The sequence below is a fragment of the Hymenobacter qilianensis genome (assembly GCF_014489555.1).
GTDB lineage: Bacteria > Bacteroidota > Bacteroidia > Cytophagales > Hymenobacteraceae > Hymenobacter > Hymenobacter qilianensis.
Genome location: NZ_CP060784.1, coordinates 731,163 through 755,846, shown reverse-complemented (window position 1 = coordinate 755,846; position 24,684 = coordinate 731,163). Strand labels below are relative to the sequence as shown.

The 24,684-nt window shown below is 54.6% G+C and carries 25 protein-coding genes, 1 other RNA gene and 1 pseudogene; 18 read left to right on the top strand and 9 right to left on the bottom strand.

What is annotated here, in order from left to right:
- Nucleotides 1-15: 15 nt before the first annotated feature.
- Nucleotides 16-1,382, bottom strand: a pseudogene (locus tag H9L05_RS03460) (DNA polymerase III subunit gamma/tau); the annotation flags it as partial.
- Nucleotides 1,383-1,561: 179 nt separating this feature from the next.
- On the opposite strand from H9L05_RS03460, the gene ssrA reads away from it, so the two are divergent.
- Together ssrA and H9L05_RS03450 are read left to right on the top strand one after the other, a co-directional pair.
- Nucleotides 1,562-1,932: a transfer-messenger RNA gene (gene ssrA / locus H9L05_RS03455) on the top strand.
- A gap of 1,079 nt (nt 1,933-3,011) precedes the next feature.
- On the top strand, nt 3,012-3,791 hold the full coding sequence (locus tag H9L05_RS03450; protein ID WP_187733040.1) for an efflux RND transporter periplasmic adaptor subunit: 780 nt from the start codon (nt 3,012-3,014) through the stop codon (nt 3,789-3,791).
- A 40-nt stretch (nt 3,792-3,831) separates the two neighbouring features.
- On the opposite strand, the gene H9L05_RS03445 is transcribed toward H9L05_RS03450, so the two are convergent.
- Genes H9L05_RS03445 through H9L05_RS24720 form a run of 4 tightly spaced genes read right to left on the bottom strand, consistent with a single transcriptional unit; the run spans nt 3,832 to nt 6,974 of the window.
- Entirely contained in the window at nt 3,832-4,878 is a 1,047-nt protein-coding gene (locus H9L05_RS03445) for an adenylate/guanylate cyclase domain-containing protein (RefSeq protein ID WP_187733039.1), read from the bottom strand.
- Nucleotides 4,879-4,888: 10 nt separating this feature from the next.
- A complete protein-coding gene (locus tag H9L05_RS03440) occupies nt 4,889-5,278 on the bottom strand; it encodes a response regulator (RefSeq protein WP_187733038.1) in 390 nt (129 codons plus the stop codon).
- The gene (locus H9L05_RS24725; protein WP_394368483.1) at nt 5,275-5,427 is read right to left on the bottom strand and encodes a hypothetical protein; all 153 of its coding nucleotides are present in this window, start codon (nt 5,425-5,427) and stop codon (nt 5,275-5,277) included. The genes H9L05_RS03440 and H9L05_RS24725 overlap by 4 nt, the downstream gene beginning before the upstream one ends.
- Nucleotides 5,412-6,974 carry a sensor histidine kinase gene (locus tag H9L05_RS24720; RefSeq protein ID WP_262892620.1) on the bottom strand — a complete coding sequence of 521 codons (1,563 nt, stop codon included), beginning with the start codon at nt 6,972-6,974 and terminating at the stop codon, nt 5,412-5,414. The genes H9L05_RS24725 and H9L05_RS24720 overlap by 16 nt, the downstream gene beginning before the upstream one ends.
- Nucleotides 6,975-7,849: 875 nt before the next feature.
- On the opposite strand from H9L05_RS24720, the gene H9L05_RS03430 reads away from it, so the two are divergent.
- From H9L05_RS03430 to H9L05_RS03410, 5 genes are all read left to right on the top strand, one after another.
- Complete coding sequence (locus H9L05_RS03430; protein WP_187733037.1) at nt 7,850-9,334, top strand: sensor histidine kinase; 1,485 nt, start codon at nt 7,850-7,852, stop codon at nt 9,332-9,334.
- A 308-nt stretch (nt 9,335-9,642) separates the two neighbouring features.
- Nucleotides 9,643-10,167, top strand: coding sequence for an RNA polymerase sigma factor (locus tag H9L05_RS03425; protein ID WP_133274743.1), 525 nt, complete (start codon nt 9,643-9,645; stop codon nt 10,165-10,167).
- On the top strand, nt 10,157-11,089 hold the full coding sequence (locus tag H9L05_RS03420) for a HEAT repeat domain-containing protein (RefSeq protein ID WP_223284710.1): 933 nt from the start codon (nt 10,157-10,159) through the stop codon (nt 11,087-11,089). The genes H9L05_RS03425 and H9L05_RS03420 overlap by 11 nt, the downstream gene beginning before the upstream one ends.
- Nucleotides 11,037-11,909 carry a DUF4097 family beta strand repeat-containing protein gene (locus H9L05_RS03415; protein ID WP_187733036.1) on the top strand — a complete coding sequence of 291 codons (873 nt, stop codon included), beginning with the start codon at nt 11,037-11,039 and terminating at the stop codon, nt 11,907-11,909. Before H9L05_RS03420 ends, H9L05_RS03415 begins: the two co-directional genes overlap by 53 nt.
- Nucleotides 11,906-12,748 (top strand): DUF4097 family beta strand repeat-containing protein, encoded by an 843-nt coding sequence (locus H9L05_RS03410; protein ID WP_223284709.1) that lies wholly within the window; start codon nt 11,906-11,908, stop codon nt 12,746-12,748. Before H9L05_RS03415 ends, H9L05_RS03410 begins: the two co-directional genes overlap by 4 nt.
- 266 nt (nt 12,749-13,014) lie before the next feature.
- Here H9L05_RS03410 and H9L05_RS23050 read toward each other — a convergent pair whose 3' ends face one another.
- Together H9L05_RS23050 and H9L05_RS23045 are read right to left on the bottom strand one after the other, a co-directional pair.
- Complete coding sequence (locus tag H9L05_RS23050) at nt 13,015-14,073, bottom strand: carboxy terminal-processing peptidase (protein ID WP_223284708.1); 1,059 nt, start codon at nt 14,071-14,073, stop codon at nt 13,015-13,017.
- Nucleotides 14,064-15,098, bottom strand: a complete 1,035-nt coding sequence (locus H9L05_RS23045; protein ID WP_223284707.1) for a PDZ domain-containing protein — start codon at nt 15,096-15,098, stop codon at nt 14,064-14,066. The genes H9L05_RS23050 and H9L05_RS23045 overlap by 10 nt, the downstream gene beginning before the upstream one ends.
- 263 nt (nt 15,099-15,361) lie before the next feature.
- Between H9L05_RS23045 and H9L05_RS03400 the strand changes: the two genes are divergently transcribed.
- The 11 genes from H9L05_RS03400 to H9L05_RS03360 all read left to right on the top strand — a co-directional run bounded on the left by H9L05_RS03400 (nt 15,362) and on the right by H9L05_RS03360 (nt 23,246).
- Nucleotides 15,362-15,868, top strand: coding sequence for a MarR family winged helix-turn-helix transcriptional regulator (locus H9L05_RS03400; RefSeq protein ID WP_187733035.1), 507 nt, complete (start codon nt 15,362-15,364; stop codon nt 15,866-15,868).
- A gap of 229 nt (nt 15,869-16,097) precedes the next feature.
- Entirely contained in the window at nt 16,098-16,856 is a 759-nt protein-coding gene (locus H9L05_RS23040) for a TonB-dependent receptor (RefSeq protein WP_223284706.1), read from the top strand.
- Nucleotides 16,853-17,491 (top strand): outer membrane beta-barrel family protein, encoded by a 639-nt coding sequence (locus H9L05_RS23035; protein WP_223284705.1) that lies wholly within the window; start codon nt 16,853-16,855, stop codon nt 17,489-17,491. Before H9L05_RS23040 ends, H9L05_RS23035 begins: the two co-directional genes overlap by 4 nt.
- Nucleotides 17,461-18,495 carry an outer membrane beta-barrel family protein gene (locus H9L05_RS23030; RefSeq protein WP_262892619.1) on the top strand — a complete coding sequence of 345 codons (1,035 nt, stop codon included), beginning with the start codon at nt 17,461-17,463 and terminating at the stop codon, nt 18,493-18,495. The genes H9L05_RS23035 and H9L05_RS23030 overlap by 31 nt, the downstream gene beginning before the upstream one ends.
- A gap of 327 nt (nt 18,496-18,822) precedes the next feature.
- Nucleotides 18,823-19,362, top strand: a complete 540-nt coding sequence (locus tag H9L05_RS03390; protein WP_187733034.1) for an RNA polymerase sigma factor — start codon at nt 18,823-18,825, stop codon at nt 19,360-19,362.
- Between the two features lie 5 nt (nt 19,363-19,367).
- The gene (locus tag H9L05_RS03385; RefSeq protein ID WP_187733033.1) at nt 19,368-19,556 is read left to right on the top strand and encodes an anti-sigma factor family protein; all 189 of its coding nucleotides are present in this window, start codon (nt 19,368-19,370) and stop codon (nt 19,554-19,556) included.
- A 29-nt stretch (nt 19,557-19,585) separates the two neighbouring features.
- Nucleotides 19,586-20,218 carry a HEAT repeat domain-containing protein gene (locus H9L05_RS03380; protein WP_187733032.1) on the top strand — a complete coding sequence of 211 codons (633 nt, stop codon included), beginning with the start codon at nt 19,586-19,588 and terminating at the stop codon, nt 20,216-20,218.
- A gap of 217 nt (nt 20,219-20,435) precedes the next feature.
- Nucleotides 20,436-21,212 carry a DUF4097 family beta strand repeat-containing protein gene (locus tag H9L05_RS03375; RefSeq protein WP_187733031.1) on the top strand — a complete coding sequence of 259 codons (777 nt, stop codon included), beginning with the start codon at nt 20,436-20,438 and terminating at the stop codon, nt 21,210-21,212.
- 51 nt (nt 21,213-21,263) lie between these two features.
- Complete coding sequence (locus tag H9L05_RS03370) at nt 21,264-21,980, top strand: DUF4097 family beta strand repeat-containing protein (RefSeq protein WP_187733030.1); 717 nt, start codon at nt 21,264-21,266, stop codon at nt 21,978-21,980.
- A 347-nt stretch (nt 21,981-22,327) separates the two neighbouring features.
- On the top strand, nt 22,328-22,648 hold the full coding sequence (locus H9L05_RS03365; protein WP_187733029.1) for a hypothetical protein: 321 nt from the start codon (nt 22,328-22,330) through the stop codon (nt 22,646-22,648).
- Between the two features lie 262 nt (nt 22,649-22,910).
- On the top strand, nt 22,911-23,246 hold the full coding sequence (locus H9L05_RS03360) for a hypothetical protein (RefSeq protein ID WP_187733028.1): 336 nt from the start codon (nt 22,911-22,913) through the stop codon (nt 23,244-23,246).
- Between the two features lie 73 nt (nt 23,247-23,319).
- On the opposite strand, the gene H9L05_RS03355 is transcribed toward H9L05_RS03360, so the two are convergent.
- Nucleotides 23,320-23,679 (bottom strand): hypothetical protein, encoded by a 360-nt coding sequence (locus H9L05_RS03355; RefSeq protein WP_187733027.1) that lies wholly within the window; start codon nt 23,677-23,679, stop codon nt 23,320-23,322.
- 30 nt (nt 23,680-23,709) lie between these two features.
- Nucleotides 23,710-24,627 carry a UV DNA damage repair endonuclease UvsE gene (gene uvsE, locus H9L05_RS03350; protein WP_187733026.1) on the bottom strand — a complete coding sequence of 306 codons (918 nt, stop codon included), beginning with the start codon at nt 24,625-24,627 and terminating at the stop codon, nt 23,710-23,712.
- Nucleotides 24,628-24,684: the final 57 nt, after the last annotated feature.

Sequence of the window (24,684 nt, the reverse complement as noted above, 5' to 3'; positions counted from 1 at the left end):
TACGCCGCTTTCCACCGGAATTATTTCCTCTGGCTCAGCGGGTGCCGAAGCAAGCCCGGATTCGGAAGAAGCCATGCTGGGGGGCATTTTGGCCGCTCCATTGCTCGAAGCTGAAGGAACAGCAGCAGGCGCTACCGCCGATGGCACTGCTACCGGCTGCGCTACTGGGGCGCTGGCCGCGGCTATACTAGTCGGCTGGGGGGCATTTTGCGACGCTGAGCCACTTACGCTACTTTTTTTTTTAGCCTCGCCGTTGGAGCCAGCACCCAGCTCGCGGGCAAACTGCACCGCCCCGTTGAGATATGTCAGCTTCATCAGCATCAGCTCCACATGCAGACGCTGGTTTTTGGCTTGCTTAAACTCCCGGTCGCACTGGCTTACCAGGTTCAGGGCTGAGAGCAAAAACGGCAGCGGCGCTGCCTGCGCCTGCTGCACGTAGCGCGCCCGGATGCCTTCCGACACTTCCAGCAGCTGCACCGTCACGGGGTCTTTGCACACCAGCAAGCCGCGCAGATGCTCGGCCGCGCCCACCACGAAGTTGTGCAGATCAAAGCCGTTCTGCATGATTTCTTCCAGCAAAAGCAAAGAGCCGGAGAGGTTTTCACTTACCAGAAAGTCTACCAGCCGGAAGTAGTACTCATAGTCCAGAATGTGCAGGTTCTGCACCACATCCTGATAGCGCAGCGAATTGCCCGAAAACGTGACCATCTGATCGAAGATGGACAAGGCATCGCGCAAAGCGCCGTCGGCCTTTTGGGCTACTAGGTGCAAAGCATCCGGCTCAGCCGTAATCTGCTCTTGCTTAGCAATGTAGCCCAGGTGACCCACAATGTCATCGACCCGAATCCGGTTGAAATCGAAGATCTGGCAGCGCGACAGAATCGTGGGAATGATCTTGTGGCGCTCGGTGGTGGCCAGGATGAAAATGGCGTAGGAGGGCGGCTCTTCCAGGGTCTTCAAAAAGGCATTGAAGGCCGCGTTGGAGAGCATGTGCACCTCGTCAATAATATAGATCTTGTACTTGCCAGTCTGGGGGCGTAGCGCACCTGCTCCACCAGCGAGCGAATATCTTCTACCGAGTTGTTGGAAGCCGCATCCAGCTCGTGCACGTTGAACGAGGCGTTCTGATTAAACGAGCGGCAGGATTCGCACTGGTCGCAGGCTTCGGTTTCGGGCGAAAGGTTCTGGCAGTTAATAGTCTTGGCCAGAATGCGGGCGCAAGTGGTTTTGCCCACCCCGCGCGGACCGCAAAACAGGAAAGCCTGGGCCAGGTGGTTGCTGACAATGGCGTTTTGCAGCGTGGTAGTCACGTGCTGCTGCCCCACCACGCTCCGAAAGGTGGCAGGACGGTACTTACGGGCCGAAACGACGAAATTTTCCATACTTCTTACCTACAAAGATACCCCTAAAGGCAAGGATCTCCCAACCGAAGGACAGCAAAGCTAAGCTGGAGCCTAGGATTACATTTCTCGGAACAAAAAAGCCCCCCAGCAACGTTTTCTTACTTAGATGCGTACATTCGCACCCCGCTCTTCGGTGCGGGTTTCGTTCTTTCTAATTTGGGGCTGACTGGAATTGACAGCTTGTGCAGGTCGCGAGTAAGCGTGTCAGGAGTTGAATGGATCTCCTGTTAAAAAGTCATTCGAACAGTAAATGGCGAGTATAGCTACGCCATGGCTGCTTAGTCTAGGTACTAAGTAATGCCATCGTTCCGCATCCGTCTTCCTTTTCACGGGTGAGCACGGGACGTCGTAAGTAAAGGGATAGTTTGGGCAGAGGTGTGATGCTCAGGCGAAAACAACTGCATCTAAGGGAAATTCAAAGGCCTGATGTGCGCCCGGATTTCCCCGACAATTCAAGCACAGATACACACGTAGAAAGCTCGTCGGTTTCCTTGTCTGGACCAGGGTTCGAATCCCTGCAGCTCCACTTTTCATAAAAAAGCCCCCGGCATCGGGGGCTTTTTTTGTATCTGCTTAGTGGCACGGCTGGTTATTTGTAGTCAATTACCATTAATTTATGCCGTGTATGCCGCTTGCTAAACCATACCAAAACAACAAGTAAGTCCGACTTTGAAATCACTAATATAATTATATAAAATTAAATTTCATGGTAGCTAATGCAGTCGCGGTTATCGCCGTAGAAGATGTATTATGGTAGTATACCTGTAATATCTATTGATTAATGTCACGGCCCTTATCTTATTTTAATAATAAAACTGGCATTGATAAATAATTGATAACATGGCATGAGATTAGTAGCTTAATGATAGGCTTTCTACTCTTGTACTATGGCAACCGATAAAGAAATACAAACCGCGCTAAACCTGCTGCTGCGCTACCCTATTTGCTCCTCGAGTCTAAGCATTCAAGTACAACTGTTTGACGGGCAGGCTGGATCTGGAATAGGCGATGGTAAGCTTCAAAATGAAAGCCCGCGAGCGGCAATGGCGCTTCGCACTTTGCTCTTTGTTCGGCGCAAGGCGCATGCCCGGTGGCGCTATGTGAATGGGTAGATAATCCTATAGATATTGTCTGGACCACAGTTTGAAATCCTGCGGCTCCGCACTACAAAAAAAGCCCCCCGGTATATCGGGGGGCTTTTTTGTTTCTGCTTGACGGTATTCTACCCATTGCCCTAATTGAACTGCAGCCGGGAATATGCTGACCGTGAAGCTGTTGAGCTAGTAGATAAGCTATGACTGTCACATCCTGACGTGATTCGTTTCTCAGAAGTATCCAAACATATAGGGCGGCGAGGTCAAATTCTTTCAGCAAGAATGAGCTAGATATTTGAGATGGATAATGACAACTGAATCAGCTATTACTAAGTCGTGGCTTTTTAGCCCAGGTGCAAGAATATTTTTACTAGAAATATTCAATATTATATTGAAATAATTTTAAGATGGCGTATTTTGGTATCATCGCTGGTGTAGTTTTCACGAAATAGTCTTTCAATACAAACGGTCTCTGTACCTCACTTGCAGTGCACTCAGACTAGGCTTGCATAATGTGGAAATAAGCCCCCAGCCCTCGACTTATTACCTGGTTATTGCTCGGTGCTTCCTGGCTACTAAGTATCAGGTAGCGCTTAGCTTTCAAGTAGATACACTATTTATGGGCTACGACTACTGTTTCGTTTCTTCTATAAAGACATTTACTGCAATAGCCCTGTTAGTGACCGTGAGCTGCAGCGGGTGCTGGCGGCGCGGCTCACTGGCCGAAAAAGCAGACGACACAGCCCAGCGGGCAGCGCCACAGATTGCGTCTGTGAGCAAAACTGCTCTCACGGATGCGCCGCTGCCCGTATTGGAGGAGTTGCCCGGCGTCGTGACTACCAGCCGGCATTATCCACTGCTTGCCCACACCAAAGGCCGGATCAAGCGTATATTCTTTGTGCCGGGTCAATACGTGCATAAAGGCGATATTCTGGTGAAGGGCTACGACCACAACTTTGTGGTGGCACCAATGAATGCCTTGGTTGCTGAGCGCCTGATAGACGGTAGTTCTTACTTGTCGCCAAACACCGTGGTGGCTTCACTGCTGGAGCTGGAGCCTTTCCAGATCAAAATAATGCCCCCCAGTGCTTATGCTCAGCCTGTTGCGCCGGGCTGGGGGGCAAATATCAGCCGTTCAGACGATAAGACTTTCGTCGCGAGCGGCGTGGTATTGGGCAGCCACATCACCGCCGATGGCTCTCTGTTTGTGGATTTGCGCCTGCGCCGCCTGGCTGGCGGCTCCCTGCTAGCTGGCACCGAAATAAAAGCCGTGCTGGCACCGCCGTCACTGTAAGCGACTGGTGGGGCCAAAACCTGTGCTGCCGAACACGATGCTACGATATCACCTCATACGTCATCACGGGTAGGGCTTTGTTTTTCAAGGTGAATTCCTGCACGGGCTGACACTGGAACGACTCTTTTACCTGCTCGTAAGTGGCTGCGGTAATAAGAATCTGCCCGGGCTGGGCTACCGACTGCAAGCGCTGCCCCAGATTCACGGTGTCGCCGATGATGGTATAATCCAACCGCTTCAGGGAGACCGACCCGATATTGCCCGACACTACCTCCCCCGTACTGATGCCAATGGCTACATCCGGCCGGTAGGTAATGCCATCGGGGAGGGGCTCGGAGTTGGTTTGGAGCAAAGTGCGCACCGAGAGGGCCGCATCAATGGCGCGGTCGAGGTGAAACGTGCCCCTGAAAACAGCCATAACCGCGTCGCCCATAAACTTGTCGATGTAGCCGCCCTGCGCAATGATTTCCTTCACCATCTGGTCAAAGTACAGGTTCAGTAAGCGCACCAGCGCGTCGGCCTGTAGCTTTTCCGCCAGCGCCGTAAAGCCGCAGATATCAATAAAAACTACCGTGGCCTCAATGCTTTCACTGGCCATCAGGCGGTTTTCCAGGCCGGGGCGGGCCATGAAGTTGATGACCGTTTCGTCCACGTACATCTTCAGGATGTTGTTTTCCTGAATAGCCCTGATTGTTTCGCGCAGCTGCTTTACCTGCGCAATCGTCTTCTCCAGGGTTACTTCCAGGTCAGCAAAATCCACCGGCTTGCACACAAAGTCGAAGGCGCCCCGGTTCATGGCCATGCGGATGTTCTGCATGTCGCTGTAGGCCGACACCATCACCGTTTTCAGGGTGGGGTTCACCTCGGGCAGCTTGGTCAGCAGCGTTAGCCCATCCATCACGGGCATGTTGATATCGGACAAAACGATATCGATATCGGGCTGCTCCTTAAGCTTGTCGAGGGCCTGCTGCCCATCGTGGGCGAACCGAAACTCGTAGGTGCCTTCCCGAATTTTGCGTCGAAACTTCTGCTTGATCAGCAACTCTAAGTCAGCCTCATCATCTACCACCAGTATTTTGGTTTTCATAGCGCGGCTTTCAGATAGTGTTCAGGACAAGAAGTTTTTGCTTTAACGTAGCAAAATCAAGTGGCTTTGATAAAAAATCATTGGCTCCCAGCTCCATGGCTTTGTTGTAGCTCTCGGCATCGGCGTAGGCTGTAATCATCATCACCAGTGGGGGCGGAATCGGATGATCTTTTTTTATCAGGCGCAGTAGTTCTAGGCCACTCATGCCCGGCATGTTAATGTCGGACAAAATCAGCACTACTTCCGAATAATGTGGCTCCTGCTCTAAATATGATAAGGCCTCTTCGCCGGAAAAAGCGAAAGTAAACGAGAATATTCCCTCCCGGATTTCCCGCCGGAAGCGCTGCTCAAACAGGAGCCGTACGTCAGCCTCATCATCGACAACCAAGATCTTTCTCATATAGAATAGCTTAGCGTTTGTGTCTGTACGTGTTCCTGACTTACGGGGAGAGATACCGCAAACTCCGTGTATTCGCCGGGCTTCGTCGCGACAGTGATGGTGCCGCCGTGGCCTTTGGTGACGATGTCGTAGCTCAGGGAGAGGCCCAGCCCGGTACCTTCGCCGGGGGCTTTGTCGTGAAAAAGGGATGAAAGATTTTCTGCCGGATAACTTCCGGGATTCCCATGCCATTGTCCTTCACCCGGATAACTACCTGCTCATTTTTCAGGCGCTTGGTGGCCACACACACTTCGGGCCGGTAGCCTGCCTGACCCAGCCGCTGCCGCTGCTGCACGGCATAGAAAGCGTTATTGATCAGATTCAGCAGCACGCGCCCTATTTCCTGCGGCACAAGCTCCACCAGACCCAGATTCTTGTCGAAATCGGTGGTGAGGGTGGCGTTGAAGTCTTTGTGCTTGGCACGCAGGCCGTGGTAAGCCAGGCGCAGGTACTCATCGGCCAGCGCGTTCAGGTCCGTGGGCTGCCGCTCCCCCCGACTCGCGCGCGAGTGTTCCAGCATGCCTTTTACAATGCTATCGGCCCGCTTTCCGTGATAGGTGATCTTCTCCAGGTTTTGCGATAAGTCATTAACCAGCTCCTCGGCCGATTTTCGCTCCTTATCGGGCAGGCTTATTAGGGGGCCCGCTTTGAGCTCCGCCAACAGGTCCACGCCCACCTCCGCGAAATTATTGACGAAGTTGAGCGGGTTCTGAATCTCGTGGGCGATGCCCGCCGTCAGCTCGCCCAGGCTGGCCATTTTCTCGCTTTGAATGAGCTGCTGCTGCATGGCTTGCAGATTGCTCAGGGTTTGCTGTAAAGCGGCCGTGCGCTGCTGCACCTGTTGTTCCAAAAGCTCGTTCTGCTGGGCCAGCAATTGCTGCTTCTCCTCCTGCTGCGCCGTGGCTTGGGCGGAAAGGCGCCGTACCTGAGCCAGCTTGATCATGAGCAGGCGACTATCTAGGGCAAACCGACAGGCCAGAAACAGCGAAATAGCCAGTACGGGGCACAAAAAAGCGGAGAACGTGAGCAGGGTATGCAGCGGAATACCCAGCACCTCCTGCCGAAGAATCTCCGACTGTAGTATAGAAAGCGAAGCAAACGTCAGGAGCAGCACGAAGGCGATGCCAAAGCCCAGGGCAATAATGCCCGCCGCGCGTTTGGCCTGCCGAAGTGCGCCAAGCGTAATCCGCAGCTGCTCCGCCGTAACAAGCAGCATAAAGCCCACCGTAGGATACCAGTGAAATCCCTGACCAAACATCAAGAGCAACAAACTGAAAATATTTGCTAGCCAGAGGCCGTAGTAAATGCGCCCGACCCGCAGGTAAAAGAAGCTGTAGAGCGCCCGCACGGCCAATACACTTCCTATCTGCAGGCTCGCGTAGGATACGATGTCCATACCAAGGCGTAGCCCGTGAGCGCCAATATCATCCAGAAAACCAGTGCAGAAAAAGGCGCTGGCTTCGGCCATGGTATACAGCGCAAAGTAAAAATTAGCCCGCTGATTCGGGTTGTAGACATAGAACGCGACATGCAGCGTACTGAGCAGGAGCAGCGCCCCAAAAAGGAGCATATCGGCCACTTTATACTTGGCTTCCTGCTTAAACTCCTCCTCGATCTGTTGCAGGCCACCCAGATGCCCTTGAAAAAAAGTGGGCACAAAAAAATCGTTGAAGGCGGAAAAAGCCCCCAGTGCGCAACCCGCACGGCCAATACCTGCTCGCTCTCATCCGACAGAGGCAACTCGATAGGCTCTCTATTAGGCCAATAAGCCTGTACCAGCACCGGTATAGAACTCACCACTCCGTACTGACGCAGCAGCTGCCCATTCAGGTAAACTTCCGAAGCGGCATATTGGGAGATGCTCAATATCAGGGCTTTGCGTTGTAGCTCAGGACTTACCTGGAAGCGCAGGCGCAGCCAGCCAATGCCCGCCTGCTCTACTTGCGGTAGCTGCCGGGGCGGAAGCGTTGGGTTGATCGGTTGCCAATTTTGGTCGTCGAAGTCCGGCTGCGCCCACTGTTCATCGTCGCCGGCCTGAAACTTCCAGCCTTTGTCGAGCACAATGCCGCTGGGGGGCATTTTATCGAAATACACCGCCTTGCCAGCGCCTGATTGCGCCATTCCTACCCGTATGACACAAACCAGTGCCAGCAGCAGCAGAGCTTTTATGGGCAGATAGCAGTGCATAATAGGCAATAATGCTTCCGATGCGGTGGCGAGCAATTCTAGCTTCAGCAGCCGGCTGTGCTCGTAAAATAGTGAAGTGCTTATGCCTGCTCAGGCATAGGCGGAAGGCAGCAGAGCAGACACGCTAACCGGCCGGCGCAAGCCTTTGACGATAAGAGGATCACAACTAAATATAGTATGATTATAGGTGGAACAATTATAAATGAATCCATTTCAACTAAATTACTTATTCTTAGCCATTCGGCCTATCCGTTTCATTTCATAAGCCATAAGCAACGGTAACGGCCCACCTTCGTCATTCCGGTGACTTTCGCCCTAATCTATCCTTAGTCAGTTAGTTCTGCTATGCTCACACTTCACAAGTCGGCGGGGGATGATGCTCCGGCTGGGCTTCTGGCTAAGTTGATTTTGCCCTTTCAGGAAGTATGGAAGCGCATCATCAACATTGGAGTGCACAAGGAGCTTACCGAATGGCAATGGAAGCGGGTGCGGCTGCTGAATGGGATAAGCGCCATCACGCTTACCATTTATGCCGGCTACGTTGTCGTGTTCTTCAACTCCCCCGACTGGCTGACGTTTCGGATCTGCCTGGCGGGCGTTTTTCTGAACTTACCCCCGTTTATTCTCAACTATTATCGTCGCTACAACGCCTCGGCTTACTATTGCATTCTGAGTGTCACGGTGTTGTGCTCGTTTATCGCCGTTGCCCGCAAATACGACGGCGTAGAGTATTACCTGATTTCCAACAGCATTGTAGCCATGCTGTTCTTTCGCAAATTCTGGAAAATACTCATGCTGTTTTCGCTCAACGTAGCCGCCTATTTTGCCGTGCGCTACGCCATGCAGTACGTCCAGCCTTTTCTATATGTGAAGGATAGCTCGTATTTCTACAATGCCAACGTGCTGCTGTTTTTCATGACGTTGTTTTTTGTGGTGTATTATTTCCGCGCCGAAAACTTTCGGCAGGAACAGATGCTCAGCCAGAAAAACGAAACCCTGGGCCAGTCGCTGGAGTATTTGCAGAAGACCCAGGACCAGCTGGTGCAGCAGGAAAAGCTGGCCTCGCTGGGGGCCCTCACCGCCGGCATCGCCCACGAAATTCAGAACCCGCTCAACTTCGTCGATAATTTCTCGGAGGTGGGCATAGAGCTGGTAGAAGAGCTGCGCCAGGAGCTGGACCACGAGCCCATCTCAGAAAAACGCAGGCACACCATAACGATGCTTCTGGATGATCTGGCCCAAAGCCAGAAGAAGGTAAATGAGCACGCCGACCGCGCCGGCAATATTGTGCGGGGCATGCTTCTGCACTCCCGCGCCAGCAGGGGGGAGCGGGTACCGACGGACCTGAACGCGCTGGCCGACGAGTACCTGCGCCTGGCCTACCACGGCCTGCGCGCCAAGCACAAAGACTTCAACGCCACCCTCACCACCGATTTCAACCTGCAATTGGGCCCGATAACCGTGGTGGTCGAGGATATCAGCCGGGTGCTGCTGAATTTGTTTACCAATGCCTTTTATGCGGTGCATAAAAAGGCCACACAATTGCCACCCGGCAGCAATTATAAGCCCACCGTTTCGGTGAGTACGCAGCGGGCGGTAAACGGCGTGCTGCTGCGGGTGCGCGACAATGGCACCGGCATTCCGCTGGATGTGATTGACAAGATTTTTCACCCCTTTTTCACGACCAAGCCGCCGGGCGAGGGCACGGGTCTGGGCCTCTCCCTGAGCTACGACATCGTCACCAAAGGCCACGGTGGCACGCTCACGGTGAATTCAGAAATCGGCGAGTACAGCGAGTTCACGGTGTGGCTGCCAGAGGCGCGCGCCTAAAAAAGCCCCCAGGTTGTAGAGACGCGATACTTCGCATCTTGGCGTTGCTGATGTTGTTTAGCCGACGCAGTGTCAGTCGTTCAACGAGGAGACGCGAAGTGTCGCGTCTCTACACCGTTCTTATTTGCACCAAAAAGCCCCCAGGCTGGATTGTTCGGCTTCAACGTGCTGAAAATCCAGCCTGGGGGGCTTTTTTTGAAAAAAGATGACGACTTGCTGTAACCTTCGGGAGTTGGCGCGGTGTCCACATCAAAATAAGCTCAAAAACTACCTCCAACCGGTTGAACTCGCTCACAGACAATGCGCTCATGCTTCGGGTGAAGGCCGGAGACGTGGACCGGATGGGGTTGCTCTTTGAGCGCTACCACCGCAAGCTGTTCGGCTTTCTGTACCACATGCTGGGCCAGGCCGAGGCCAGCGAAGACCTGGTGCAAACGGTGTTCTACCGGATGCTGAAATACCGTCACACCTTCACTGGCGACGGCGAGTTCAGAACCTGGATGTATCACCTGGCGCGCAACGTCCTGGCCGACCATGTGAAGAAGAATCGGCACTCGGTTCGGCATTCTGATGTAGCCGATTATGCCGAAAAAATTGGGGGTGGAGTAGGGGCTGACGAGCAACTACAGCGCGAGCAGGAAGTAGCTACCCTGCACAGCGCCCTGGCTAAGCTAAGTGCCGAAAACCGCGAGGTACTGGTGCTGAGCCGCTTTCAGGAATTGAAATACGAGGAAATAGCCCGCGTGATGAACACGACTGAAGGCGCCGTGAAGGTGCGCGTGCACCGGGCCATGAATGAGTTGAAGACCATCTATTTGCGAATTGAAAACTGACGGGAAGGCCATGAACTGCGACCATATAAAAGAACAACTCACGGAGTACCTGAACCACCAGCTGCCGGATGCCGAACGGTTTGCGCTGGAGGCTCACGTGGCCAAGTGCCCCGGGTGCCAGGAAGAGCTGGAAAGCATGCAGCAGATGTGGCAAACGCTCGGCAGCGTGCCCGTGCCGGAGCCCAGCGAAAACCTGCGCCCCGAGTTCTACGCCATGCTCGCTTCCTATAAAGAAACGATGCCCACGGCCTTAGCTACTCCGCTGGGGGGCTTTTTTGGCTGGCTGCAAAGCTTGATGCTGCCCCAGTCCGCGGTGCGGTTGGCGTATGGACTCAGCTTGCTGGCCGTTGGGCTGGTGGGCGGGTATTGGCTGAACAATAAAAAAACCGCCGCCACGCCGGAGCAGCAGCAACTCGCCACGCTGACTACGCAGGTAGAGCAAATGCGCCAGGTAATGCTGTTGTCGCTCATCAAAAACCCCTCGGCCAGTGAGCGGCTGCGGGCCGTGAGCTACACCAAGGAAATAAGCGGCCCCAATGACCGCGTGATTGAGGCCCTGCTCAGCACCCTCAACCACGACGACAACGTGAACGTGCGCCTTGCCACGCTGGAAGCCTTGGCCGAGCTGGCCGATGAGCCGAAAGTCCGGATGGGGCTGGTGCAGTCGCTGCCGCAGCAGGAGTCGCCGCTGGTGCAGTCGGCCCTGGCCGATGTGATGGTGCAGCTCCAGGAAAAGCGGTCGGTGCAGCCCTTACGCCGCCTGCTCAAGCAGCCTGACCTGAACCAGACGGTCAAAGACAAAATCAAAGAAAGCATCAAAACCTTATCAACGGGCCAGCCTGCTGCGCCCTCAACCTCCAACGACTACGATGAAACGTTCCTTTCTCCCCAGCCTGATCGGTCTGCTGGTGCTATTGTCTAGCTGCCAGCTTTGGGCCCAAAACCGCGAAAACGAAGAAAAAATTAACAAAGAATTCACGCTCACCGGCGACGCAGCCCGCAGCACGCTGGCCGTGTACAACATCTTCGGTTCAGTGCGCGTGCAGGGCTACAGCGGCAATAAAGTGGTCATTGAGGCCACCAAAACCATCAGCGGCCCCGATGCGAAAACCATAGAGCAGGGCGTAAAAGAAGTGAAGCTGGGTTTTGAGCAGCGCGGCGACAGCGTTATTGCCTACATCGCTGAGCCCTACGACTCGCGCCCCCGACGCAATAACAACCGCAACGATAACCGCGACATCGAATACAAGGCCACCATCGATTATGTAGTGAAAGTGCCCTCGCAGATGCACGTGCACGTCTCGACGGTAAACGATGGCGAGGTGATGGTGCAGGACGTTAGCGGTTCGCTGCGGGCCTACAACGTGAACGGGGCAATTACGCTCAAAAACGTGAAGGGCACCACGAAAGCGCGCACCGTGAACGGCAACGTGGAAGCTACCTACCTGGCCAGCCCCCCGGAAGCGTCTTCCTACAACACCATCAATGGGGATATCAAGGTGACGTACCCGGCCAACCTCTCGGCAGATGTGCACTTCAAAAGTATGCACGGCGAGCTGTTCACCGACTTTCCTGAGGTGGAAGCCCTGCCGGTGCAAGTCACTCAGAACAAGCAAAGTACCGGCAGCGGTACCAAATACAAACTAACCAAGGACACAGCAGTGCGGCTGGGCAAGGGCGGAAAGGATTTCCGCTTCGAAACCCTCAACGGCGACGTGACCATCAAACAGCAACCCAAATGAAATCCCCCTTGCATAGTCAATCCCGCCTTCGCCAAACCCTCCAAGCCAGTCTGTTGGCACTGCTACTGACTTCTTCACTGCCGCTTTTCGCCCAAACCCGGGAAAAAACCAAGGAGCAGGTGAAAGAACAGATAAAAGAGCAGGTAGTCGTGGCGCTGAGCTCGCCCGGTAAGCCCGGCTCGCTGAACGTAAAACTGGTCGGCGGCTCCATCAACGTAGTGGGCTACAACGGTAAAGACGTTGTAATTGAAGCTTCAGCCCGCAACGAACAACGCGGCCGAAGTGCACCCACCGGCGACGCCTCCGGTATGCGGCGTATCGACCGAAACCCCAGCTTCGACCTGACGGCCGAGGAAAGAGACAACAAGGTTTATATCAAGACCAACTCCTGGCAGCAGCCTATCGACCTGGTTATCAAAGTTCCGCAGCAGTTTTCGCTGAAAATCGGCACGGTGCAGGACGGCGATATTGTGGTCGAGAATGTGAGCGGAGAGCTGGAAGTCAGCAACGTAAACGGTAGCGTGCAGCTCAAGCAAGTGTCGGGCTCGGCGGTGGCCAACACAGTAAATGGCTCTGTGACAGCGACTTTTAAGAACGTGGCCAGCGGTGCGCCCATGGCTTTCTCAACCGTCAACGGCAAAGTCGACGTGACCTTTCCCGCCAACGCGAAAGCTGCCTTCAAGATGAAGTCTGACTTCGGTGAGATTTACAGCGACTTCGATCTGGCCACGGAAAAAAGCCCCCAAAGGTCAATAAGACGGCCCAGAGCGGCACCTACCGCGTCAGCACCGACGACTGGAGCTACGGCAAGATCAACGGTGGTGGCGCCGAGATTATGATGAAGTCGCTCAACGGCAACTTGTACATCCGTAAAGCCAAGTAAGGTAGACTAGGCAGGCGTTTAATAATAATCGTCCGTCATCCTGACGCAGGAAGGACCTTATCCCTGAAGAACAATTTCTTTCAACGTGAGAAGGTCCTTCCTGCGTCAGGATGACAGACGATTATAGGAGTTTTACCTACATCCGCCTTAAAAAAGCCCCCTACAACGCATCCTTAATTACAGCTACAGCTTCGCGTAAGGCCAAATCCTTGCGCAGCGGCTTCACGAAGCGGGCAGCACGGTTAGTGAGCGTGGTGTCGGCAGGAGAAGTGGTAGCAGCGGCGGCAGTGTTGAGGGGGCAATTTGCAGGTCAGGCAGCAGCTTTTGCGACTCCGTGTACTTATTAGAAGCAGCTCGCGTCAGTTCCTGCTCGGCCCGGTAGCCCTCCAGATTTAGCGAAACCTTGGTGTCGTTCTTTCGCTTCTGCATTCGCTCCACCGATTCGGTGATGAGTTTTAAGCCTGGGCTGGTGGCTACGCGGTTATCGCTAGCGGCCACTAGCTGCGGCAGGGAAGCAGCCCCCGACCATGTCTTATAAGGAGCAGGCGCAATTTCGTCCCAAGGCAATGGATACTCAGTATCTTTTTCACCATCTCCGAGCGTGCTGTAGGCATCCGGCACCACTACATCCGGCGTCACGCCCTTGAACTGCGTGGAGCCGCCATTGATGCGGTAGTATTTCTGTATCGTCAGCTTCAGCGAGCCGAAAGGCTTTAGGCTGTTGAAGGTGGCAGGCAGCACCTGATCCAAGTCGAACATCTGCTGCACGGTGCCTTTGCCGTAAGTGGTGTTGCCCAGAATAAGTCCGCGCTTATAATCCTGGATAGCAGCCGCCAGAATCTCGGAAGCGGAGGCGCTGTACTTATTTACCAGCACTACCAACGGGCCTTCGTACTGCACATCATTGTCGGGGTCGCCGATAATCTGGGCGGCCCGCTGCCGGCTTTTAATCTGCACCATCGGGCCGCTTTTCACGAATAAGCCCGCCATTTCCACCGCATCCTGCAGGGAGCCGCCGCCATTAAAGCGCAAATCGAGCACGATGCCTTGCACACCTGCTTTCTTCAGCTTTTCCAACTCTTTCTTTACATCGGTGGCCGAGCTGCGGCCGCCATTATGGTTGAAATCGGCGTAGAAGCTGGGCAGCAGAATGTAGCCGATTTTGCGCCCGCCTTCATTCACCACCGCCGATTGGGCATAGGTTTCTTCGATAATGACCACGTCGCGGATAATGCTGATAACGTGGGTGCTGGCATCGGGCTTGCGCACCGTCAGGCGCACTTCCGTGCCTTTCTTCCCCGAATCAGCTTCACTACTTTATCCCGGCGCATCCCACTGATATCAACTGGCTCCGCGTCGCCTTGGGCCACACGCAGAATGATGTCGCCGGTTTTGAGCTCGCCCTGCCGGTAAGCGGCGCTGCCGGGCACAATATCCGCTACCGTAATCTGGCCGTCTTTCTCATTGAGCAAAGCCCCCGTGCCTTCGAGGCGGCCCGTGAGCGCAATATCGAAGTTGTCTTTGTCCTGGGGGGCAAAATACTCGGTGTGCGGGTCGTAAGCGTTGGTGAGAGAAGAGGCGTAGAGGGCCAGGCGGTCGGCGGCGTCGGTTTGCTTTATGTCGTTGAACCACTCATCATAATACTTCAGTACGCGCTTGCGGGCATCCGCTTCCAGCTCGGCCGGGGTGCGCTTGGTGATGGGGCCGGCCTGCTTAGCCGCCAAAGGCTTTTCGGCTTTTTTAGCTTGCTCGTCCATCATCTCCGATACCTGAACCAGCGTCTGATACTTGAGCAGCCGGTGCCAGTAGTCGCGGCGGGCAGCGGCATCGACCGGGTAATCTAGCTTGTCGGGGTCCGTTTCAAACGACTCGGCTACGGTCAGATCGAACGGATTGGCCAGCAGCTCCCGGTACATGGTTTGGGTTTCGGCGATGCGCTGCTCAATCAATTTGGTACTCAAATCCAGAAAAGGATGGTTGCCTTGCTTCAGCTCATCATCAAGCGCATTCTGATACTTGCGGAGCTGCTGCACATCAGCTTGCAGCAGAAAGCGATGACCCGAATCGAGGCGCTTCAGATACAGGTCAAATACCCGCTGCGAGAACTTGTCGTCGATAAGCTGGGGTTGGTAGTGCGCTTCGCTTAAGCCCTGCACCAGCGTTTTCAGTAGCACCTCATCTTTCGGATTGTCCACCTGCACGCTGCCCGACCTTAGCCATGAAGGCGGCGAGTTGAAGGCGGTTAAACCAGAAATACCGAGTAGCAAAACGGTGCTGTAAGTAGCAATAGCGCGGGAAGAAAGCATAGCAGAGGAAGAAAAAACGGAGGAAAGCCAGGTGAAAAGCTGATCAGTACACCTAGCAATAAGGTACGAAGAATTAAGCTACAACACATATGAAGCCGAAGTAGGATAAAGATGGAATCATGCTAGGCAGGTTGTTCCAATGAGGAAAATTATTTCGGTTGAATTTGCCCTCCCAGCAATCATTATGATATATCATTAAAATTTATTTCGTTTGTATGCAACTTCGATGATATGTCATAGTCTGTAGTACGAAATCTTTCGTGATGCTAAACGAAATCCTCTTTTATTCCCTCGACCGGGCCATCCGGCAATACCGCAAGTTCGCGCAAGCCAACATTGACCGGGCCGGTATTGACATCACCGTAGACCAGTGGCTGGTGCTGCGCGTGATTGATGAGCACGACGATTTAACCCAAGCCGATATAGCCGAGCGGGTTTTCAAAGACCAGGCATCGGTGGCCCGCATCATTGCCCTGCTGCTCAAGCGCGGTTTGATAGGGGCAGAGCCATTGCCCAATGATGGTCGGCGCACCCAGCTGCGGGTAACCGTGGCGGGCCACGATACGCTGGTGGCCGTGCAGCCAGTGGTGCTCAGCAACCGCGCCACCGCGCTGGAAGGCCTCAGCGAAACCACCCTGGACCAGATGCGGCAGGGCCTGGAGCGCATTTATACCAATTGCCTGCCTCCTCAGGCAGCACTCGAGAACGCAACTCAACTGTCACCAGCTGAAAAGCTTCAGCCTCTCGCCAAAGGCTCTTCAACTCAGTAAAGTCGGTTTCTATGTATACAAGTTATCGTCCGCCGCCTGCCTGATCAGGCTAATTTGCCCCCCGGCTTTTCTGTAAGCCACCCTCCCGATTACTGCTTATAAATACCGTGGCCAAAATGGTCACGCTCCTCACTGTGTCCATACTTTTCTCCCTATAGCTATGCCAACCTTTCTCCTTTTTCGGCCTTTACCTGCTGCAAAGCGCGTTTTTTGCCTTCTTCTGCCAGGCTTGCTTGCCGGCTTTAGCGCCACTGCCCAGAGCCGCGTGAGCGGTACTGTACGGAGCGCCGATGCGGGTACGGGCATTGAGTACGCCACCGTTACGCTGCACCGCGCCGCCGACTCTGCCATGGTCAAAACAGAGTTCAGTGATGCGCAGGGGGCTTTTCGCTTCGAGCAGGCCACCCAGGGGCGTTACCTGGTGTCGGCGGCGCAGGTTGGGTTTGTGCGAACGTGGTCGGGGCCGTTTGAGGTAACGACGCAGAACTACACGCTGCCGGCTTTGGTGTTGAAATCCAGCCAGGCCACGGCCCTGAAGGAAGTAACCGTAATTGGGCAAAAACCGCTGTACGAGCGCCTCGCCGACCGTACTGTAGTAAACGTGGAAGGCTCGGCGCTGGCCGCCGGTAACACCACGCTCGATGTACTTAACCGGGCCCCCGGCGTAACCGTGGACGGCAGCGACAATCTGGCTTTGCGGGGGCGTCAGGGCGTATTGGTGCTTATTGATGGCAAGCGCCAGCCCATGACGGGCACGGAGCTGGCTGACTACCTGCGCGCGTTGCCCGCTGATCAGCTGAAAAGCATTGAGCTGATAACGAACCCACCGGCCAAATACGATGCCCAGGGCGGGGCGGGTATCATCGCCATCAACCTTAAAAAAGACCAGCGCCAGGGCACCAATGGCTCCGCTAATGCCAGCTACGGCCGCAGCCAGTACGACAAGTTTACGGGGGCTTTTCGCTTAATAGTCGGCGCAAGGAATTGAATACGTTTGGTAGCTACACCTACACAAACCGTGAAGGTCTTGGCAAGCTGGATATTTATCGGGATTTCTTCGATAACAGTACGGGCAGCCAGGTGCTCATCGGCAGCAGCGACCAGCAAAACAGCAGCATCAGCCGCTCGAAGACGCACAGCGGGCGGGCCGGCTTTGACTACAATTTCTCGGAGCGCACTGTGGTAGGAGCAGCCTTTAGCGGCTTGTCGAACAAAGGGCCCGGGCTCGCGCGCAACCAAACCACTCTTTTTGATGGCACAGGTACTATTGCCGATGTATATAATGCCAATACTAACCGGGATTTTCGGTCGGCAAACGGTACCGCCAATCTGAACTTCAAGCACACCTTTGCCGACTCGGCCAACAGCGGTGAGCTGACCGCCGATGTGGACTATGCTCGCTACACCCTCGACCGTTTGCAGGAGCAGCGCACCGAATACTTACTCCAAGAGCGCATCGGTAATCTGCTCGTCGGTGATCAGGAGGGTGATTTGGCCATCATGTCGGCGAAGGCAGACCTGATACAGCCGTTGCCCCGAAAAACGCGGCTGGAGGCGGGGCCAAAATCAGCCGCGTTACCTCCGATAATGATGTGGTATTTCGGAACACCGAAGGCAGCGTGACTACGATTGACTTCAACCGCACGAACCGCTTCAAATACGAGGAAAACATTGGCGCCGCTTACCTGAATCTGAATCGGACCTTAGCCAAAACCAGCTTGCAGGCGGGCCTGCGGGTAGAGCAAACCAAGGCTATTGGTCGCCAGGTGGTGGGCGATAGTAGTTTCCGCCGCAACTATGCCCAGCTGTTTCCGAGCGCAGCCCTAAAGCGCACCTTGAGCGATAAGCACGAGATGAACCTGACCCTGAGCCGGCGCATCAACCGCCCATCGTACGGGCAGCTCAACCCCTTCCGCATCATTATTAACCCTACTACGTCGGGGGCGGGAAATCCCAATCTGTTGCCGGAAACGAGCTACAATCTGGAGCTTTCGCACACCTTCAAGCAGAAATTTACCAGCACCCTCAGCTATAGCCGCACCGACCAGCCCATTATTGGCGTGGTGCAGCCCGAAACGGACTCAACAGTTGTTTCTACCAGCGTAAACCTGAGCCGCCAGGATTATTATGCCTTGACGCTGACGGCCCCTCTGGAAATCAAGAAATGGTGGCAGATATACAACAACGCCGTGTTCTATTACAGCCGCTTTGTGGGCGATTTGGCCGGTACTTCACTTGATAAAGGTCGGCCGGCGTTCAACATCACCAGCAACAGCACCTTTACCTTCGAGAAGGGCTGGGGCGCGGAGCTGAACACCAGCTTTCAGTCGGGCGAGCAGTATGGGTTTCTGCGCGTGAAGCCCAACGGGCAGGCGTCGCTGGGTATCCAGAAATCGGTGTGGGACCGCAAGGGGAATATTAAGCTGAGCGTGAGCGACCTGTTTTACACCCGCAAAGTGCGGGCGGTTTCGGCCTACGATAATTACGTGGAGCGCTTCTATCAGCGCCAGGATTCTCGCGTGGCCACGCTTTCCTTCACTTATCGATTTGGCAATGACAAACTAGCGCCTACGCGCCGCCGCCAAGGTGGCGCCGAGGATGAGAAGCGCCGGGCCGGCGGGTCGTAACATCCTCTTTTTCGAAAAAGCCCCCCAGCTGTAGCGCGGTTACAGCTGGGGGGCTTTTTTGTGGAAAGTGGCTTTGGGAATCCAATTATCATGTCATGCAGAGCAGAGAGAAGCATCTCGCGTGCTGATGTCTGATTAGTAATTCCGCTAAACAGGCGAGAGATGCGTCGTCCCTGGCTTGATGCGCCACATGCTCTGCATGACGTTCCGAGATTATGTCATGTATTCCTAGACAGTTTTTACCTCTCAAGAAAAATATTTTAATACCCTTGTAACGATTGCCAAATCTCCCGGTACTCGCTGCAATCCAACTCCAAAACTCACGCGGTGGAAACCAGAAGCGACGAAGAACTAATGGCAGCCGTGCAGGCCGACGACCTCGACCAGGTGGTGCCGTTGTTCGAGCGCTACCAAGGGCCACTGTTTAACTTCCTCTACCGCCTCACCAGCGACTACGAAACCAGCCAAGACCTCACGCAAACCGTGTTTGAGCGCCTGCTGAAGTACCGGGCCAGCTACCGGCCGGGGCAGCCCTTCCGGGCCTGGGCCTACCAGCTGGCCCGCAACGTGCACACCGACCACTGGCAGCGCAACCAAAAAATGCGCACCACCGACGTGGTGGAAGTGGAGCGCAAAGGGGCCTTGGGCGGCGCGGCCTTCCGCCACACGGCCGCCGTTGACCGCGAGCAGGATTTGCACGAGGCTATGGCCCTGCTGCCGCCCGCGCAACACGAAATCCTGGTGCTGCACCGCTTCCAGGGCTTCAGCTACGAGGAAATAGCCGACATGCTGGGCTGCACGGCGGGCGCGGCCAAAGTAAAAGCGCACCGGGCCTTACAAGCCTTGCGCACCATTTATTTCAACTAACGACCATGAATATCACGCCTTCATCTTCCGATTGCCTCGACGTAGCCGACCTGCTGGTTGACTATGCCGAGCACAGCCTGCCCCCGGAGCAAACGGCCCGGATGGCGGCCCACGTAGCCAACTGCCCTCGCTGCCAGGAGCGCGTAGCGCAGTTGCAGGAGCTGGGGGCAAATTTGAAGCAGCCGAGCCCGTAAGTCCTCCGCTAGCGCTGCGCGTGAACTTTATGGCCACGCTGGAGCGGGAAAAAGCGGCGCTCTCGAAGCCCAAATCGGGAGTGGGCGAAGCGAAAGTAGTACGCTTAGAGCCTGCCGCGTCGGAGCAGTCGGCTGCGTGGTGGCTGCGCATTGCCGCCAGTCTCTTGCTACTGGCTACGGGTGTTCTACTCGGCAACCTGTGGCGGCCCATGGGAGCTGATGTTGCCGGCGTCACCACGACTGAGACTACCACCGACCCACGCTTTCGTGCGCTCAAGGTAAATCCTGTGGCGCCTTCCCTCTCCGCCAGCGACCGGATTCAGCTGGTAAATGAGATGGCCGGAGGCACTGAGGGCAGTGCCGACCCAACGGTGCAGGCACTCATCAACACGCTCAACTTCGACCCAAATACCAACGTGCGGCTGGCCGCCGGGCAGGCTCTTTATCGCCTCCGCGACGACCCGCGAGTAGGAGAGGCCTTCGTGCAATCTCTTACTATTCAAACCGACCCCAACGTGCAGATTATGCTCATCGAGCTGCTGGTAGCCCTGCGCGAAAGGCGCGCTGTGCCTGAGCTGGAGCGTCTGTCGCAGCGGCGCGATGCCTTGCCCATCGTGCGCCAGCAGGCGGAGTCTGGGCTGGGTCAGCTGATACAGATATAAAACGCAACATCGTACAGGTCTGACCGAAGCAAAGGTGCTGGTTACGAAGCTAAAAAGATGCTTCGCTCAGCTCGATATGGCTACCTGATAAGCTCACCTACACAATTTTTGATTCCCCTTTCAATTCATTTTCCCAACGAACTGGGCTTGAAAAAAGCCCCCGGAAGTCGCGGTTGCGGGTACGTTCGACTCCTTTTCTACTCCACTTCTCTTTGTCATGAAAAAGACTCTGTTTCTCACTCTAATCTACCTGTTAGCGGCTAGTCCGGCCCTGTGGGCCCAGGAATATAAGCTTAAGCTCGGCGGTAAAGCCCGCAAAATTGTGCTGGATATGAACGGCAGCAACGTCACGCTGGAAGGCTACAACGGTGATGAGCTCATCATTCGGGGCAACGGTTTCGAGCCGGCGCCTAAGCGCGCCGAAGGGCTGCGGCCCGTGTACAACTCAGCCGTCGACAACACCAAGATTGGCCTCTCCGTGACTGAAAAGGATAATGTGGTTCGCGTGGTGCAGGCTTCCCGCAAGGATACTGACTATGTAATCCGGGTGCCGCGCCAAACAGCGGTCGTGTTTACCCAAACCCAGTTTGGCAGCGGCAATCTGAAAGTAACCGACTTGCAGGGCGACCTGGAAGTGAACATGAAGAACGGCGACGCGCAGCTCCTGAATATGGGCGGCGGAGTTGTAGCCAACAGCATCAGCAGCGATATTATCGTGCGCTACGCTGGGGTGGGCAAATCTCCCAGCTCTATTTCCAGCGTGAGTGGTGCGGTCGATGTCACGATGCCGGCCAGCAGCAAAACCACGCTTCAACTGCGCACCATTTCGGGTGAAGTCTACACCGACTTCGACATCAACATGGGCAAGGGCAAAGAGGACGACGGGTTGCGCCGCGTAGGTGGCCAAACCGTGGAGGGCAGCGTGAATGGCGGTGGTACCAAAATCGCCCTGCAATCAATAAGCGGCGACGTGTTCGTTCGCAAAGCCAAGTAATATTTCTGTCTGCATATCAATTGGTTACACAATCTTAATCACTGCTTTGTCATGAAACTATTCCTGCTACTTGGGGCCCTGAGTGCCCTGCTTTTGGGCACGAGCCCTGCCGAAGCCCAGAAAATAATCGAGAAAAAGGCCCCCCTGAGCTCGAAGCAGCGGCTGGTGCTGGATCTGCAACAGGCGTCCAGTATCCAAATTAAAGGCGGCAGCGGCAAGGAAGTAGCCGTGCGTGCCTCGGTTACCATCAACCAAAATAAGCTCAATGACGCTCTGTTGCTGACCCTGAACACGCAAGGCGACGAGGTGAGAGTTAAGTCGGCATTCGATAAAGAGATGCTGCGTAATAGCAAAGAAGCCGACTGCCCCGATGGTGAGGGTTACAGCACCTGGAACGACACGGGCGATAACGGCAAGGGCTCGTATCGCCTCTGCGCCCGCATCGACTACGTGATTGAGGTGCCCGCTGGCGCCACTGTTCAAGTGAATACCATTAGCGGCAACATTGAGGTAAAAGGCTTGAATGGCCCATTGGAAGCCAAATCTATCAGCGGCTTTGTGGATGTGAGCTGGCCGGCGGCAAAAGGCGCTGAGGTAGCTCTCAAAACCATCACGGGCGAGGTATACACCAATCAGGACATTGCGTTGAACGGTAATAAGAACAACTCGCCCGTGGGCTACCAGGTGCGCGGCACGCTGGGCAGCAGCGGCCCGGCTATTCGCCTCGAGTCCATCAGCGGCGACGTGTTCTTCCGCAAGCAGAACTAAGCCGCGACACACTGGCTACGTGTGGGTCTGGGGGGCAAATTGCCAAGCTGGTGAGCCCTGCGAGTCAGTAGCCAAAGAAGATTTGGGGTAAATAAAATGGGTGCTGATATTTAAAAATACCAACTGTTTTAAATTTATTTTTAAATCTTAAAATGGCCTTTGTGAACGTGTTATGATTTTATTGAATAGATAGAATGAGTATATTCTATTTCAATAAATACTAAGCTTTGTAACCTATTCGTTCTTGTTTTCGTTGAGGGCTTGCAATTATATTCTGACAGATATTGCTTGTGCATTTGCACTTACTCCTGACTCTCAAAAATCTCTTTTCAACTTAGTACTGTATTATGAAAAAGTCACTGATTTTAGTCGCTTTGTTGGTTGCCGGAATTTCTGCTGCTAACGCCCAGACTACCACAACTCAGAGCACGACTACTACGCAGCCAACGACGCCTACCACGACTCAGAGCACCACCACTCAGACGACTCCGGCCACTGACGCTACTATCAACACCACCACTACTGCTCCTACGCAAACTTCTACTACGGTAGAAACGCAGAGCACTACCACGCAGCCAGCCGTTGCCGCTCCTAAGGATGAGGCAGCTGACGTGAAAGTGAAGAACAAAAAGAAAAAGTCTAAAATGAAGTCTGATCCAAAAGACTAAGCTTTTTAACCTGATTTCGATCTAATAAATAAAGCCTGCTTTACGTACGTAAAGCAGGCTTTATTTATTTTTACTTTCCTATAATTCAGAGCAGATTTAATCTCTATTTATGTATTGATTTTGACTATTTCTATAAGATTAGAAAGCCAAAATTATATACACCGTTAAAAGTAAAAGCGGTCGTCACAGTTCAGATTACGTACTTATTGTGGTGTGTCGCATACTCGTAATGAAGTTATCCTGATTTGATCCTCTGAATAATATGAAAACGAAATTCCTTTTTGCTGCTTTGCTGTTAAGCGCATCGGCGTATGCCCAAACAGTGCCCGCGCCAGCTACGCCTCCTGCCTCTACTACTGCGCCCCCGCAACCAGCCACGCCAGCTCCCATCAACCCCGCCAAAACGCCCCAGAATACGGAGCGCGGCACCATCGACCAGGGTGCGCAGGCCGCGGCGGCTACTCAGGAGCGCGTGCGCAAACGGCAGACGGTGATGGATGGGCAAGCTTCGCCGGGCATAGAAACCACCACTGACCGCCGTACCAAACGGATGAACAATAAGAAGCGCCCAACCCGCGAATTGCCGCCCACGCGCTAACCCTTGGTTGAGATTTACAAAAAAGCCCCCAGATAATACCTGGGGGGCTTTTTTGCGAATGTTGATTGCTTATTTATTCCTTAAGCTTGGCGCTGTGTTGCAGCAGTAAGTCGCCGAGGGCGCGAAGGGCGGCTTGTGAATCGGGAGTGGCATGGGCGGCGGCCTGAAGCGTCTGCGTGCCCAGCATATCCAACGAGTCGCCAACGGCAGCACCATCAATTCCATCGGTGTCGCTGAGCAATTCTTGCAGGTTACCCAGCTCGCGGTCAATGTTTTGCAGCTCCGGAATACCGCTCTGCTGTAGGGTTTCCTGCCAAGTGTCAATGTTGGTGTGAGCTGTGCTCAACGGCAGAGAAGTAAGGCCGCCGTGCAGGGCGTGTACAGTGGCGGCCAGCAGCTCAGCACCAGATTGGGGGGCATTTTTTTCGGACATGAGAAGAGGAATGAATGACGTATGGTAAGCCTAAACGGAAGCGCTGAGCGGAAGTGGCGCCGCCAAGCCCAACTCGCGCAGAATGGCCACGGCGCGCAGGGCGCTGGCTTCTTTGTCTTTGATTTCAAGCATCATATCTACGTCGAGGCCGTTGAGGTGCGTGACAAACTCGCGGAACCGCTCTTCTACCAACGACGAAGTGTGCTTGCCCTTGCGCTCACCAAGCTGCTGCGAGCTGTAATCCATCATCAGCACGCCGTCGTGGGTGGGGTGCCAGGTGCCGGCGGCCAGGCGCAGCGCTTCCTGCATAGGCTCGTCGTGGTTGAGGCACTCGTGGTGGAAGTTGTCGAACAGAATGGGAATGCCCACGGCCTCATGCACCCGCAGGCAGTCGCGCAGACTAAACAGGCGGTCATCGTTTTCGATAACCAAGCGCACCTGCACTGCTTCTGGAAGCGTGCGGTACGTGGCAATAAAGCGCTCAATGGCCACGTCGCGGTCGCCGTAGAGGCCGCCCACGTGAATTTGCAGCTTGGCGGTGCTGTCCAGGCCCATCAGATCCAGCATCGAGCCCTGATACACCAGCTCGGCAATGCTGCGCTCCACAATGCCCGGATCGGGCGAGTTTAGCACCACAAACTGATCGGGGTGGAAGGAGATGCGCATCTGCTCGGCCTTGATATAATCGCCGATGGCACGGAACTGGGGGGCAAATTCGGTCTGCCACGGAAACGTGTTCACGGCGTGGGAGCCAAAAGGCACGATGCCGGACCCGATTCGGAAGAAAAGCAAGCCATGCTGGACGTTGAATTCCAGTATGCGCTGCAAACAAGCTAGGTTGTTGGTAACAGTGGTTACCACGCGCTCATCGGTGTAGGAAGCCAGCCGAAAGGTGGTGGCAGCGCTACAGTCAAGCGTTTCGTTTACACAGGGATACCCAATTTTCATAGCCTAGGCTTACGCAGGTTGCGCGCCGGCTGTTGTGGGAAGCGCCTAGTGGCCAGT

Bases quoted from the DNA above. Each gene is read 5' to 3' on its own strand.
- H9L05_RS03445 (WP_187733039.1), bottom strand. From the start codon at position 4,878: ATGAAAACCAAAATACTGGTGGTAGATGATGAGGCTGACTTAGAGTTG.
- H9L05_RS03440 (WP_187733038.1), bottom strand. From the start codon at position 5,278: ATGAGAAAGATCTTGGTTGTCGATGATGAGGCTGACGTACGGCTCCTG.
- H9L05_RS03430 (WP_187733037.1), top strand. From the start codon at position 7,850: ATGCTCACACTTCACAAGTCGGCGGGGGATGATGCTCCGGCTGGGCTT.
- H9L05_RS03425 (WP_133274743.1), top strand. From the start codon at position 9,643: ATGCTTCGGGTGAAGGCCGGAGACGTGGACCGGATGGGGTTGCTCTTT.
- H9L05_RS03415 (WP_187733036.1), top strand. From the start codon at position 11,037: ATGAAACGTTCCTTTCTCCCCAGCCTGATCGGTCTGCTGGTGCTATTG.
- H9L05_RS03410 (WP_223284709.1), top strand. From the start codon at position 11,906: ATGAAATCCCCCTTGCATAGTCAATCCCGCCTTCGCCAAACCCTCCAA.
- H9L05_RS23045 (WP_223284707.1), bottom strand. From the start codon at position 15,098: ATGCTTTCTTCCCGCGCTATTGCTACTTACAGCACCGTTTTGCTACTC.
- H9L05_RS03400 (WP_187733035.1), top strand. From the start codon at position 15,362: ATGCTAAACGAAATCCTCTTTTATTCCCTCGACCGGGCCATCCGGCAA.
- H9L05_RS03385 (WP_187733033.1), top strand. From the start codon at position 19,368: ATGAATATCACGCCTTCATCTTCCGATTGCCTCGACGTAGCCGACCTG.
- H9L05_RS03380 (WP_187733032.1), top strand. From the start codon at position 19,586: ATGGCCACGCTGGAGCGGGAAAAAGCGGCGCTCTCGAAGCCCAAATCG.
- H9L05_RS03375 (WP_187733031.1), top strand. From the start codon at position 20,436: ATGAAAAAGACTCTGTTTCTCACTCTAATCTACCTGTTAGCGGCTAGT.
- H9L05_RS03370 (WP_187733030.1), top strand. From the start codon at position 21,264: ATGAAACTATTCCTGCTACTTGGGGCCCTGAGTGCCCTGCTTTTGGGC.
- H9L05_RS03365 (WP_187733029.1), top strand. From the start codon at position 22,328: ATGAAAAAGTCACTGATTTTAGTCGCTTTGTTGGTTGCCGGAATTTCT.
- H9L05_RS03360 (WP_187733028.1), top strand. From the start codon at position 22,911: ATGAAAACGAAATTCCTTTTTGCTGCTTTGCTGTTAAGCGCATCGGCG.
- H9L05_RS03355 (WP_187733027.1), bottom strand. From the start codon at position 23,679: ATGTCCGAAAAAAATGCCCCCCAATCTGGTGCTGAGCTGCTGGCCGCC.
- uvsE (WP_187733026.1), bottom strand. From the start codon at position 24,627: ATGAAAATTGGGTATCCCTGTGTAAACGAAACGCTTGACTGTAGCGCT.